Annotated in this window: 11 protein-coding genes; 5 read left to right on the forward strand and 6 right to left on the reverse strand. The window is 63.9% G+C overall.

Going from position 1 to position 13,362, the window contains the following annotated elements:
- Position 1: 1 nt before the first annotated feature.
- Entirely contained in the window at positions 2–1,504 is a 1,503-nt protein-coding gene (locus tag CRO48_RS11580; protein WP_097139306.1) for an ArnT family glycosyltransferase, read from the forward strand.
- A gap of 291 nt (positions 1,505–1,795) precedes the next feature.
- Here the strand turns inward: CRO48_RS11580 and CRO48_RS11585 are convergent, their stop codons facing one another.
- Complete coding sequence (locus CRO48_RS11585; protein ID WP_176526725.1) at positions 1,796–3,163, reverse strand: aspartate aminotransferase family protein; 1,368 nt, start codon at positions 3,161–3,163, stop codon at positions 1,796–1,798.
- Between the two features lie 191 nt (positions 3,164–3,354).
- On the opposite strand from CRO48_RS11585, the gene CRO48_RS11590 reads away from it, so the two are divergent.
- The gene (locus tag CRO48_RS11590; protein WP_097139311.1) at positions 3,355–4,713 is read left to right on the forward strand and encodes a glutamine synthetase family protein; all 1,359 of its coding nucleotides are present in this window, start codon (positions 3,355–3,357) and stop codon (positions 4,711–4,713) included.
- A gap of 12 nt (positions 4,714–4,725) precedes the next feature.
- Here the strand turns inward: CRO48_RS11590 and CRO48_RS11595 are convergent, their stop codons facing one another.
- Positions 4,726–5,658 carry a diacylglycerol/lipid kinase family protein gene (locus CRO48_RS11595; protein ID WP_097139313.1) on the reverse strand — a complete coding sequence of 311 codons (933 nt, stop codon included), beginning with the start codon at positions 5,656–5,658 and terminating at the stop codon, positions 4,726–4,728.
- Positions 5,659–5,975: 317 nt separating this feature from the next.
- Here CRO48_RS11595 and CRO48_RS11600 point away from each other — a divergent pair, with 317 nt between their 5' ends.
- Together CRO48_RS11600 and CRO48_RS11605 are read left to right on the forward strand one after the other, a co-directional pair.
- Positions 5,976–7,223 carry an MFS transporter gene (locus tag CRO48_RS11600; protein WP_245423494.1) on the forward strand — a complete coding sequence of 416 codons (1,248 nt, stop codon included), beginning with the start codon at positions 5,976–5,978 and terminating at the stop codon, positions 7,221–7,223.
- A 164-nt stretch (positions 7,224–7,387) separates the two neighbouring features.
- A complete protein-coding gene (locus CRO48_RS11605; protein WP_097139315.1) occupies positions 7,388–7,807 on the forward strand; it encodes a DoxX family protein in 420 nt (139 codons plus the stop codon).
- Positions 7,808–7,994: 187 nt separating this feature from the next.
- Here CRO48_RS11605 and CRO48_RS11610 read toward each other — a convergent pair whose 3' ends face one another.
- The 3 genes from CRO48_RS11610 to CRO48_RS11620 form a co-directional block, all read right to left on the reverse strand.
- Positions 7,995–8,882 (reverse strand): ABC transporter permease, encoded by an 888-nt coding sequence (locus CRO48_RS11610; protein ID WP_097139440.1) that lies wholly within the window; start codon positions 8,880–8,882, stop codon positions 7,995–7,997.
- Between the two features lie 114 nt (positions 8,883–8,996).
- The gene (locus tag CRO48_RS11615; RefSeq protein WP_097139317.1) at positions 8,997–9,995 is read right to left on the reverse strand and encodes an ABC transporter substrate-binding protein; all 999 of its coding nucleotides are present in this window, start codon (positions 9,993–9,995) and stop codon (positions 8,997–8,999) included.
- A gap of 311 nt (positions 9,996–10,306) precedes the next feature.
- Positions 10,307–10,921 carry a L,D-transpeptidase gene (locus CRO48_RS11620; RefSeq protein WP_097139319.1) on the reverse strand — a complete coding sequence of 205 codons (615 nt, stop codon included), beginning with the start codon at positions 10,919–10,921 and terminating at the stop codon, positions 10,307–10,309.
- Positions 10,922–11,169: 248 nt separating this feature from the next.
- Between CRO48_RS11620 and CRO48_RS11625 the strand changes: the two genes are divergently transcribed.
- Positions 11,170–11,412: a hypothetical protein gene (locus CRO48_RS11625; RefSeq protein ID WP_097139321.1), complete on the forward strand. Its 243-nt coding sequence runs from the start codon at positions 11,170–11,172 to the stop codon at positions 11,410–11,412.
- A 46-nt stretch (positions 11,413–11,458) separates the two neighbouring features.
- On the opposite strand, the gene CRO48_RS11630 is transcribed toward CRO48_RS11625, so the two are convergent.
- The gene (locus tag CRO48_RS11630; RefSeq protein ID WP_097139323.1) at positions 11,459–13,123 is read right to left on the reverse strand and encodes an electron transfer flavoprotein-ubiquinone oxidoreductase; all 1,665 of its coding nucleotides are present in this window, start codon (positions 13,121–13,123) and stop codon (positions 11,459–11,461) included.
- Positions 13,124–13,362: the final 239 nt, after the last annotated feature.

The following is a 13,362-nucleotide window of genomic DNA, read 5'->3' on the forward strand; positions in this document are numbered from 1 at the left end:
GATGACCCGCTTCCTGCGCGCCTCGCCGAATGCGGCCTTCATGCTCCTGGCCGCATATTTTGTCGTCAATTTCCTCGTGCGGATGGCGCTGCCGGATTCGCTGGAAAGGGACGAGGCGCAGCAGATCCTGCTGTCGCAGTGGCTGGCAGCCGGCTACGACACGCAGCCGCCATTCTACAACTGGCTGCAATATGCGCTGATCCAGATTACCGGACCGAGCGTGTTTGCAATCAGTCTCCTGAAGAACGGGATGCTCTTTGCCGCCTACCTCGCCTATGGCCTTGCGGCGAGAACGGTGCTGAAGGACCGCGACCTTGCGATCATCGCCACGCTGTCGCTGCTGACGATCCCGCAGATCGCCTTCGAAGCGCAGCGCGACCTGACGCACACCGTCGCCGTCGTCTTCGCCGCGGCGCTGTTCCTCTATGGCTTCTTCCGCACGCTGGCCGCCCCCACCGCGCTCTCCTATCTCGTCACCGGCATTGCGATCGGCATCGGCATGATTGCCAAGTACAACTTCGTGCTGCTGCCGGCCGCCGGGCTTCTCGCCATCCTTTTCGACGGCGAGTGGCGGCAGCGGGTGTTCGACTGGCGGCTGCTGCTGACGGTCGCGGCGGCGCTCGCCATCGTGGCACCGCACGCGCTGTGGCTGTTCGACCACCTGGCGCTCGCCTCCGGCGGCACGATGGAGAAGTTGTCGGACGGCAGCACCACCATTTCCTCGCAGATCCTCGAGGGCCTGCTGTCGCTCGTCACGGCGATCCTCGGCTTCTCAGCGGTCACCGTCGTTGTGTTTGCGATTGTCCTCCGGGGCAACCTGTGGAGGGCGCTGTCCGCCGGCAACCGCTGGACCGCGCTGATCGAGGCAATGATGGCGATCTTCCTTCTGGCGCTGCTGCTGCTGATCCTCTTTGCCGGGGCCGCGCATATCAAGGACCGCTGGCTGACGCCGCTGCTGCTGGTGCTGCCGCTCTACCTCTGCCTCAAGATCGAGGCCGCCGGCCTCGGCAATGCGCTGCAACTGAAGCGCTTCGCGCCGATCGCGGCCGCCATCATGATCGCCGTCCCGGCGATCCTGTTCGGCCGGGTCGCGAGCGCCGGGCTGACCGGCGACTACCAGAAGCTCAACGTGCCCTACGACGCCTTCGCCCGAAACATCGCCGACGAGGGCATCAGACCTGCGGCGATCCTCACCGACGACACGCATCTCGCCGGCAACCTGCGCCTGCATTTTCCCGGCATTCCGGTGGTTTCGGAGGACTATGCGGGCTTTGCCCCGGATGTCGCCTGGAGTGCCACGTCACCCGTCCTGGTCGTCTGGCGCAAGGAGAACGGTGCTGCGGCGGACACGGCCACGGAACTCCTCGCGGACGCCGCCCGCTTCGGCAACGGCCGGCCCGCCGCCGCGCCCGATCTGCACCGGATGGAACTGCCGTATCACTATGGGCGCGACGGCAGGCGCTACAGCATCAGCTATGCCTGGGTCTATCCGGCGGAGGAGTAGAGCCGCAAGCGGCCCGTGCACGCGGATCGACAGCAACACGCTCAACCGTCATCCCGGACCTGATCCGGGATCCAGCATCACCGTGCCTACGGCGCGTGGAATACTTTATCGCGCAAGGGTTTGCGCCGCTGGATGCCGGCTCGAGGCCGGCATGACGGAGAATTGAGCCGCGGGACGGAGAGGCCGGACGCGCTGGCGCAAGGCCGACATCGCGGAGGAATCGGGAGGCTCCCCACGCCTCCGCTACCTTCCACCGATGGCCTGCCGCGACCTCCCGCAGAACCCGGCCGATCAGCCCTTCATCGCCTTCAGACCGTGATCCAGCCCCTTGCGGGTGGTTTCGATCATCTGATCGATCTCGCCGCGTGAGATGACCAGCGGCGGGGAGTAGAGCATGCGGTCGCCGGTGGCGCGCAGCACGAGGCCGTTGGCAAGGCAATGGTTGCGAACCTCGACGCCGACCTTTTCCTTGTCCTCGAAGCGCTTCCGGCTTGCCTTGTCGTCGACGAGTTGGACTGCGCCCATCAGGCCGACGGACTGGGTCTGGCCCACCAGGGGATGGTCCTCCAGCGATTTCAGGCCTTCTGCGAGATAGGGGCCGACGTCGTCATGAACGCGCTCGACCAGCTTCTCGTCTTCGATGATGCGCAGGTTTTCCAGTGCGGCGGCAGCGCAGACCGGATGACCGGAATAGGTGAAGCCGTGGTTGAAGTCGCCGACCTCGTTGACGAGCACGTCGCCAACCCGGTCAGAGACCATGACGCCGCCGATCGGCAGGTAGCCCGACGACAGTCCCTTGGCGATCGGCGCCAGATCCGGCTGAACGCCGAAATGCTGGTGGCCGAACCACTGGCCGGTGCGGCCGAACCCGCAGATCACCTCGTCGACGACCAGCAGAATGTCCTTTTCCCTGCAGATGCGGGCAATCTCGGGCCAATAGGTTTCCGGCGGCACGATGACACCGCCCGCCCCCTGGATCGGCTCGGCGACGAAGGCTGCGACATTGTCGGCGCCAAGTTCGTCGATCTTCTGCTCCAATTCACGCGCCACCTTCAGGCCGAACTCGGCCGGCGAAAGCTCTCCCCCCTCGCCGTACCAGAAGGGCTGGCCGATATGGACGATGCCTTCGATCGGCAACGCGCCCTGTTCATGCATGTACTTCATGCCGCCCATCGAGGCGCCGACGACGGTGGAGCCGTGATAGCCGTTGCGCCGCGCGATGACCATCTTCTTTGACGGCTTGCCCAGCGCCGCCCAGTAGACGCGGGCCATGCGGAACCAGGTATCGTTGGCCTCGGAGCCTGAACCGGTGAAGAAGACGCGGTTGATGTTCGGCCCCGCATGCGAGGTGATCTTCTGCGCCAGCAGCACGGCCGGCGGCGTGGTCGTCCCGAAGAAGGTATTGTAGTAGGGCAGCTCGTTCATCTGCCGGACGACGGCGTCGGAGATTTCCTTGCGGCCATAGCCGATGTTGACGCACCAGAGGCCGGCGAAACCGTCGAGATACTTCTTGCCGTGATTGTCGTAGATGTAGCAGCCCTCGCCGCGCTCGATGATGCGGGTGCCAGCGGCATTCAGCTTCTTCATGTCCGAGAAGGGATGCAGGTGGTGGGCAGCATCAAGGGCACCAAGATTCGAGGCGGCAGGCATTGTCGACATGTTACGCATCCTTGGGTTTCAGGGTGTCTCACCGGCATCTCCGCAACGCGGCGAAAGTTTCGGTGCTCATTGAACGGCGGGCCAGAATAGGCTAGGAAAATGCCCTTGTAACAGGCATTTGGCAAGAGAGCGGCAGAAGAATCGCTCGCCCGGATGCACGCTTGAAAACCTGCCTGAGGCGAAACCTGACCATGCGCAAAGATTCCACGGCGAACGGCAACGTTCCGGCCAATGCTCCTCCCCGGATCGAGATCATGCTCGTCGGCATGAACGGCGACCTCCGCGGCAAACAGATCCCGCTCGAGGCGGAGAAGAAGATCTGGGACGGCACCGTCCGCCTGCCCTCGTCGACCCAGTCGCTCGACATCTGGGGCGATGACAATGACGACATCACCGGTCTGTCGCTCTCGGTCGGCGACCCGGACGGGGAATGCAAGCCGGACCGCCGGTCGCTGGCACCGATGCCATGGGCGCCGCCGGGCTCCAAGCAGGTGCTCGCCACCATGCACGAGCTCGACGGCACGCCGAGCTTCATGTGCCCACGCGCCATTCTTTCCGCCCTTCTGAAGCGCTTCGACGAGCGCGGCCTGACGCCGGTCGTCGCGACCGAGCTCGAATTCTACGTGGTGCAGGACGACTGGCGGGTGACCGGGAAGCCCCGGCCCCCGGAGCGGCTGATGTATCGCGGCCAGCCCAACGGCTATCAGCTCTACGACATGAGCGCGGTCGATGCGCTGGACGACTACCTGCAGACGGTTCGGGCCTTCGCCCGTGAGATGGAGCTTCCGGCGGATGCGACCACCGCCGAGTTCGGCCACGGACAGTTCGAGATCAACCTTCTGCACCGGCCCGATGCGCTGGCAGCCGCCGACGACTGCATCTACCTGAAGCGCGTCGCCGAGCAGGCCGCCCGCCGGTACGGGCTGAAATCCACCTGCATGGCCAAACCCTATGCGGACCAGGCGGGATCCGGACTGCACGTGCATGCGAGCATCCTCGACCGCGACGGCCGCAACGTGCTCGATGCCAGGGGGGGCGATCCGGTACGGCTGAAATCGGTGACGGCCGGCATGCTGAAGACGATGCGCGAAGCGCAGCTGATCTTCGCCCCGTTCGCCAATTCCTACCGCCGCTTCCAGCCGGGCTCGTTTGCGCCCGTCGACATCGACTGGGGCTTCGGCCACAGGGGCACGGCGATCCGCATTCCCGACAAGGACGGCCCGGCCGCCCGCATCGAACACCGGGTAGCCGGCGCGGACGTCAACCCCTACCTGCTTTTGACCGCCATCCTCGGCGGCATGCTGCTCGGTCTGGACGAGGAACTGGATCCGGGGCCGGCAACAGAACCGGGGCAGGACCCGGTCGGCGTGCCGCGTCTGACGCACGACTTCCTCACCGCCGTCGAGGAGTTTTCGGCCTCTGCCTTCATCGCCGACGTCTTCGGCGAGCGCTACCGGAAGCTCTATGGCGACACCAAGCGCAAGGAAGCCATCACCCATCTGCGGACAGTGTCGGACTTCGACTACCAGACCTATCTGGCGAGGCTCTGACGGGGCCGCCCTTCAGGCCGCTGCGGCCTGCGGGGAGGACTGCGCCTTCACGCGGGGAACGATGACCTTCAGTTCGCCGGCGTGCAGACGCAGCGACACGTCGCGGTTCATCGGCAGCAATTCGCCGTCTATGACGCAATTGACGGCGCGGTCCATCTTGGGGAAGTGGAGATCAACGGCGCTGCCGACCATCTCCGTCACGTCCGCATTCTCCCGAAGCTTGCCGCGCAGGATGTCGTAGGCGAGCCGCGCGACGCCCGAGGTCGACAGGGGCTGGGCGACATAGAAGCCCAGATGACCGCCGGTCACGCTGTCGGCATAGAGCAGCGCATCGTTGCCGAAGCGGTTGTTCGACACGTTGATGGCAGAGACGCGGCGATGCTCGCGAACGCCGTCCACGTCGAACTCGACCTCGAATTCTGGGGGGTCAAGCATGACGCCGCCGGCGGCACGAATATTGGCGACGATCTTGCCGGCGCGCGAGCGATAGGTCATGCCGTTTCGAAGCCGCACCATGCGAGCATGGAGGCCGGCGGAAAACTGGTGGACGAACGCCCGCCCATTGGCGCTGCCGATATCCGCATCCGCCACGGTTCCGTCCGCGAGCGCATCGAGCGCCTGCCAGATATCGAGGGGGATGCGCAGGGAGCGTGCAAAGAGGTTCATCGTTCCTGCAGGGACCACCCCGAGCGAGATGCCGCTTTCCCAGGCAAAGCCGGCTGCCGCCGAGATCGTGCCGTCGCCACCGCCCGCGAGCATGGCATCGAGATCCGTGCGATCGGCGCAGCGGCGCAGTGCCATCTCGATGTCTGCCCCTTCGACGACGTCGCAATCAAGGTGGTGGCCCGCTGCTGCGAAAACCGATTCGGCATGCCGTACATAGTCTTCCATGTCGGTCGTGCGAAACGTGCCGCCGTCCTTGTTGAATATCGCCTGAATCCGCATCCGCGTTCTCCAAACCTCGTGAGCGCCCTCCCCAAACGTCCCTTGCATTAGATAGTTGCAAAGCGGCGAAATAACAGCAGCAAACAGACACGGGCGGCCACATACGCAAATCCGTGGATGCTGCCATGCAAAATTGCCGATAGTTAATCCGTCGTAGAATGTTAGCTTCACTGCGATCATCGGCGCGTTCTGCGCAGCCGGTTCCCATCGTCCATTCATGCATGGCCTGCAGCCGGATCGACATGCTCAGCACTCAGGAGGACGTGCCGTGCAGACGTTCTCCTGTCCGTCATGCGGGACCTGCACAGGTAATTTACGTGACCCAATCGCACATAACGGCCGACACCCTCCCCGCCTCCGCACAACATCCCGTTTCAGCCCTCACCGTTTCGCTGATCATTTTCGCGCTCGCCGTCGGCAGCTTCGGCATTGGGACGGGCGAATTCGCCATCATGGGTCTGCTGCCCGATGTGGCCGGAACCTTCGCCGTGACCAACGCGCAGGCAGGCTACGTCATTAGCGCCTATGCATTCGGCGTGGTGGTCGGCGCGCCGGTCCTTGCGGTCATGGGTGCGCGCTTCCGTCGCCGCGACCTGCTGCTCGCCTTCATGGGCGTGTTTGCGATCGGCAACATCGCCAGCGCGCTGGCGCCGACCTTCGCGAGCTTCATCCTGATGCGGTTCCTGACGGGGCTGCCGCATGGCGCCTATTTCGGGGTCGCAGCCCTCGTCGCCGCCTCCATGGTGCCGGTCAACAAGCGCACCCAGGCCGTCGGCAGGGTGATGCTGGGGCTCACCCTTGCAACGCTCATCGGCACGCCGCTCGCCGCCTTCTTCGGCCAGATCCTCGACTGGCAGTACATGTTCGCCGCCGTCGGCGTCACCGGCGCGCTGACCGTTGTCCTGATCGCCGTCTTCCTGCCGCGCGACGAAGCGCCGGTCGGGATCAACGCGTTTACCGAACTGGAAGCCTTCAAGCGCAAGCAGGTCTGGCTGACGCTCGGGATCGCCGCGACGGGTTTCTGCGGCATGTTCGCCGTCTTCACCTATATTTCGCCGATCGTCACCGAGGTCGCCGGCCTCGATCTGGCCATGGTGCCGATTGTCATGGCCGTTTTCGGCTCCGGCATGATCGTCGGCAACATCTTCGGCGCCAAGCTGGCCGACCTGTCGCTGATGCGCACGATCGGATGGTCGCTCCTGGTCTACTTCCTCGTGCTCGTGACGCTGTCGCTGACCGCGCATATTCCCGCGATGCTGTTTCTCTGCTGCTTCCTGATCGGCTGCAGCTTCGTCGTCGGCCCTGCCCTGCAGACGCGGCTGATGGATGTGGCCGGCAATGCGCAGACGCTGGCCGCCGCCCTGAACCACTCGGCCTTCAACGTTGCCAACGCGCTGGGCGCGCTGCTCGGCGGCCTCTCCATCAGCCATGGCTACGGCTATGCGTCGATGGGCTATGTCGGCGCGATCATGGCCGTATGCGGTTTTGCGGTCTTTTCGATATCGGTCGCCCTCGACCGGCGCGACAGGCAGGTCGGATCGCTTGCCGTCTGCCCCGCCGAGTAACGCCCGGCGCCTGCCTCTATGGGTGTTACCGAAGTGACACCCACAATTTTCCGCTCTGCTAGACATGTCTCCAGCGACCCGCCGCGACGATCCAAAGGATCGGGCGGGTCGGCACCGGTCCGCCCGGCGGGCACGGGACGTCAACATGTCAATCGGAGACTGAAATGCCTCGCTTCATCGATTCGCTTACCGGATCCACCTGGTTCGGCTATGTCGCACGCACGGTGCTGACATCGATGTTCTGGATGAGCGGCCTCGCCAAGCTCATCAACTTCGACGCCGGCGTTGCCGAGATGGCCCATTTCGGGCTCGAACCCGCCCCCTTCTTCAATGCGGCCGTGGCGCTGACGCAGCTGTTCGGCTCCGCCTTCATCATCGCCAACCGCCTGACCTGGCTCGGCGCCGGCATGCTGGCGGTCTTCACCGCCCTGACCATTCCGATCGCCCATGCCTTCTGGACCATGGAGGAGCCGTTCAGGACGCTGGAGTTCTACGTCGTCGCAGAACACGTCACCGTCATCGGCGCCCTGATGGTCGTGGCATGGAAATCCTCCCATCCGGAACCGGTTGCCGCTGCGGCGTAGCGGCGACGGGACGCCGCCCTGCCCCCCACTCTCCGGGGCGGCGTCCTCGCTTGCCTCACGTCCGGAACGGGGCACGGCGCTGGCCGCAGGTCTGCCGTCGAAGCGGACAGGAGGCCGAAGATCCGGAACGTGAAAAGCCCCGGCACTCGGTGTCGGGGCTTGTCTCGTAGGCGCAGGGTGGGCCAGATCAGCCGTGCACGATCTCGCGGTGGCGCTGCAGGCGCTTGCCGTAGGCCTGGCTGACGCGGTCGAAGATGATGGCGATGCCGACGATGGCAAGCCCGTTGAACATGCCGAGCGTGAAGTACTGGTTGGAGATCGCCTTCAGCACCGGCTGGCCGAGCCCCTGCACGCCGATCATCGAGGCGATGACCACCATGGCAAGCGCCATCATGATCGTCTGGTTGATGCCGGCCATGATGGTCGGCAGGGCCAAGGGCATCTGCACGTTCTTCAATTTCTGCCAGCCGGAGGAGCCGAAGGCGTCGGCCGCCTCGAGCACGTCCTTGTCGACGAGGCGGATGCCGAGATTGGTGAGACGGATCATCGGCGGGATGGCGTAGATCACCACGGCGATCAGCCCCGGCACCTTGCCGATGCCGAGCAGCATGACGACGGGGATCAGATAGACGAAGCTCGGCATCGTCTGCATCACGTCGAGGATCGGATTGATCAGGTTCTGCAGCCGGTCGGAGCGCGACATGGCTATGCCGATCGGAATGCCGATCGCGATCGACAGGACGGTGCAGACGAAGATCATCGAGATGGTCTTCATCGTATCGTCCCACATGTCGAAGTAACCGATGACGAGAAGCGTGCCGACGCAGCCGGCAACGATCTTCCAGTTGCGGCTGGCGAACCAGGCGATCAGGGCGATCGCGAGAATGACGATCGGCCAGGGCGTGCGCGTCAACAGCCGTTCGGACTGGATCAGGAAGAACTGCAACGGCTCGAAGAAGCTCTCGATCGCGTCGCCATAGGCGCGGGTAAAGGCGCGGAATCCTTCATCGATCGCCTTTTTCAGATCGCGCAGCGAGTTGTCGTTCATATGCGGAAATTTGGTGAGCCATTCCATGCCGATCCCCTTTTCTTGTACATCCTCGATGCCGGCCATTTCGCCAGCAACCGCCGGCAAACCGGCAAACGGCGCACCCCTCAGAGGTGCGCCGCAAAGTTCAAGCGCGGAGGATCAAAGCGAGGCCTTGATCTTTTCGGCGGCCTCCGGAGAAACCCAAGGGGTCCACAGGGCTTCGTTTTCCTGGAGGAAGTGCTTGGCGCCATCCTCGCCGCTCGCCTGGTTGTCCGTCATCCAGGCCATCAGCTTGTTGACGGTGTCGTTGGTCCAGGAGCGCTTGTTGAGATAGTCCATGACGTCGGAACCGGCACGCTCGGAGAAGCTCTTGGTGACGAGGGTCTGCACCTTGTCCTTCGGCCAGTCGTTCTTCTTCGGGTCGGCGCAGTCGGCAACGGTGTTGCAGCGCTTCCACTCGGCGGTGTCGACCGGCACGCCATGTTCCAGCTTTACCATCTCATACTTGCCGAGAAGTGCCGTCGGCGCCCAGTAGTAGCCGACCCAGCCTTCCTTGCGCTCGTAGGCCTTGGCAATCGAGCCGTCGAGGCCGGCAGCCGAGCCGGTGTCGATCAGGCTGAAGCCGGCTTCCTCGCCGCCATAGGCCTTGAAGAGCTGTGCGGTGACGACCGTGCCGCCCCAGCCCTGCGGGCCGTTGTGCACGGCACCCTTGGAGCTGTCCTCCGGATCGGGGAACAGCTCGGGATGCTTCAGGACGTCATCGATCGTCTTGATCTCAGGGTTGGCGTCGGCGATGTACTTGGGGATCCACCAGCCCTGCACGGCACCGTCCGACAGTGCCACGGCGGCGCCGACGAGCTTGCCTTCCTCGATGCCGCGGTTGACGACATCCGGCAGGAGGTCGACCCAGCCCTCGGGCGCGAGGTCCGGCTGACCCTTTTCGATCATGGAGGTGATGGTGGGAACGGTGTCGCCAACGATGATCTCGGCATTGCAGCCGTAGCCTTCGCCGAGAATGATCTTGTCCAGGCTCGCCAGAACTTCGGCGCTCTGCCAGTTCATGCTGGCGATCGTGACGTCGCCGCATTCGGCGGATGCCGCACTCGCCAGGCCGAACAGGCCGAAGGCGAGACACGTGGATGCAAGCAGTTTTTTCATTGTCGGTTCCCTCTGTTATCCAGGCGGTGATAACGCCCCAATGTCCGACTGCACCGCCGCAACCGGCATCGCGATTCAGTGTACGGCCGGCCGGCCGGCAAGAAACCCGCCGGCACACCATTTCCGCATCTGTGAGTTTTGCAGGAGTGAGGGTTAATGTCGCTCAATATGCGTCCGACACTGGCCACGTTGCGCCATCGCGAGCAATTCGCAGCGAGCGCGAAGGCTGTATCGCGCAGCAACCCCACGCTATGCGCGCAGGGTGGCTAATCAAATGATAGAACTTGGCTTTTTAGTTCGGGAACGCGGACTCAGGCCTGGATAACGACGACGCGGTCGCCAACCTTGACGCGCTCGTAAAGGTCAATCACGTCGTGATTGAGCATCCGCACGCAGCCGCTCGACATGGCAAGCCCGATCGACTCCGGCTGGTTGGTGCCGTGGATGCGGAAGTGGGTGTCGTTGCCGCCGCGGTAGAGATACATGGCGCGGGCGCCGAGCGGGTTCCACGGGCCGCCCTCCATGCCGCCGGCGAGCTTGCGGTAGCGCTCCTCGCGACGCATCATGTTCTCCGTCGGCGTCCAGCGCGGCCACTCGGCCTTGCGACCGACATAGGCGCTGCCGGCGAACGCCAGCCCCTCGCGACCGACACCGACGCCGTAGCGCATCGCCTTGCCGCCATCCATAACGTAGTAGAGCCGACGCGCCGGCGTATCGACGACGATCGAACCGGGCTTGTGCGGGCCCTCATAGGCGACTTCCTGGCGGCGCAATTCCGGCTTGATCTTGTCCAGCGGCATGGCCTTGAGCGGAAATTTCTCGTCCGGCACGGCCGCATAGTTGGCGACATGATTGGGAGCATTGGTGGCGCAGCCGGCCAAAAGGGCCGACATGCCCAAAAGCAGGCCTCGACGGGAAATCGACATGAATGTGTCCTTGGTGAGTCAATATGATGACCAAGGTTTATTGAGATTATGGTTAATGAAGTGATAAGGACGTGTAGTGGAAGTTGGTCACAAGTACGTCACCCCGACGAGGCCGGAACATTGTGAACTGCATCATCTGATGCTCTTTTGATGCATGAATTCCGGAGGCCGCGATGAGAACCACGTTCACGCTGGACGACGATCTTATCGCGCGAGCGCCGCGCTCCTGAACGAGGCCTTGTCGAAGCTTGTCCGACACGAGGGCTGCGCAGAGATCGATCCTGCCGGGCGATCTGCCGCAGGCACCTGTGGCCGCGGCGAGCGAAGTTTTCCACCTGATCAAGCAACATGGCTTGATGGGAACCGGCATCGGCTATCTCGATGCCCACCTACTGTCGTCCGTCAAGCTCAGCCCGAACACTGCACTCTGGACGCGCGCCAAGCGCCTTGCAAACATCGCACTGGCGCTTGACGTCGGCCACGCGGACTAGCATCGGCTGCCTGATCGGGACTGAAACGCCCGACCATCCCGCTCCGCTACATGTTCGGATAGACCGGCCCCTCGCCGCCCTGCGGCGGTACCCAGTTGATGTTCTGGTTGGGGTCCTTGATGTCGCAGGTCTTGCAGTGGACGCAGTTCTGGGCGTTGATGACGAACACGTCCTTGCCGTCCTTCTGCACCCATTCGTAGACGCCGGCGGGACAGTAGCGGGTCGACGGGCCTGCGAAGACGTCCAGTTCCGAAGTCTTCTGCAGTTCCGGGTTCTTGAGCTGCAGGTGGATCGGCTGGTCTTCCTCGTGATTGGTGTTCGACAGGAACACCGAGGAGAGACGGTCGAAGGTGAGCACGCCGTCGGGCTTGGGATAATCGATCTTGCTGTGCTTTTCGGCCGGCTCCAGCGAGGCGGCGTCGGTCTTGCCGTGCTTCAGCGTCCCGAAGAAGGAGAAGCCGAGCAGGGTGTTCGTCCACATGTCGAGGCCGCCGAGCGCCACCCCGATGGCGGTGCCGAACTTCGACCACAGCGGCTTGACGTTGCGCACCTTCTTGAGGTCCTGGCCGATGGCGCTGTCGCGCCAGCCGCGCTCGATCTCGATCGGCTCGTCATGGGCGCGGCCGGCGGAAAGCGCATCGGCGAGCTTTTCGGCTGCGAGGATGCCCGACAGCACGGCATTGTGGCTGCCCTTGATGCGCGGCACGTTGACAAAGCCGGCCGAGCAGCCGATCAGCGCGCCGCCGGGGAACGACAGCTTCGGCACCGACTGGTAACCGCCCTCGGTGATGGCGCGGGCGCCGTAGGAGAGCCGCTTTCCGCCCTCGAAGGTGCCGCGAATGGCCGGATGCGTCTTGAAGCGCTGGAATTCCTCGAACGGATAGAGCCAGGGGTTCTTGTAGTTGAGGTGCACGACGAAGCCGACCGCGACGAGGTTGTCTTCCAGATGATAGAGGAACGAACCACCACCAGTCTTCATGCCGAGCGGCCAGCCGAAGGAATGCTGGACCAGGCCAGGCTTGTGGTTTTCCGGGCGGACCTCCCAGAGCTCCTTCAGGCCGATGCCGAACTTCTGCGGCTCGCGGCCTTGATCCAGCTTGAACCGTGAAATGAGTTGCTTGGCGAGCGAGCCGCGTACACCCTCGCCGATCAGCGTGTATTTGCCGAGCAGCGCCATGCCGCGGGTATAGTTCGGCCCCGGCTCGCCGTCGCGGCCGATGCCCATATCGCCGGTGGCCACCCCGATGACGGCACCCTCGTCGTTATAGAGGACTTCGGAAGCGGCAAAGCCCGGATAGATCTCGACGCCGAGTTCCTCCGCCTTGGTGGCCAGCCAGCGACAGACATTGCCGAGCGAGACGATGTAGTTGCCGTGGTTGTTCATCAAGGGTGGCATGGCGAAGTTCGGCAGGCGAACGGAGCCGGCCGGGCCGAGCAGCAGGAAATGGTCGTCCGTGACTTCGGTCTTGAAGGGATGGTCGGGATCCTCGCGCCAGTCCGGCAGCAGCCGGTCGATGCCGATCGGATCGACGACGGCGCCCGACAGGATGTGCGCGCCAACCTCGGAGCCCTTCTCCAGCACGACCACCGAGAGATCAGGATCGACCTGCTTCAGCCGGATCGCTGCCGCCAGACCGGCCGGCCCCGCGCCGACGATGACCACGTCGAATTCCATGCTCTCGCGTTCGGGAAGGTCCATCGCCTCGCTCATATTTTCCAGCCTCCGCTGCCGTCCCCTTTGACGACTATTCGTTTTGGTGTCCTCATGACAAATGTACAAGCGTCTGTCGAGCCAAGGGGCGACAGAGAGTGGCCGTATTTGCGCATGATGTCATGCGCAGGCGCGAATGGCGCCTTTGGCCGGGACGAATCATCCCGACGGCATCATTTGCCGACGCGAAAGGGTGCGTGATCCGGCAATCCGCCTTGCATTTGCCCGACGAACGTGGG

Source organism: Rhizobium subbaraonis (genome assembly GCF_900220975.1).
GTDB classification, from domain to species: domain Bacteria; phylum Pseudomonadota; class Alphaproteobacteria; order Rhizobiales; family Rhizobiaceae; genus Mycoplana; species Mycoplana subbaraonis.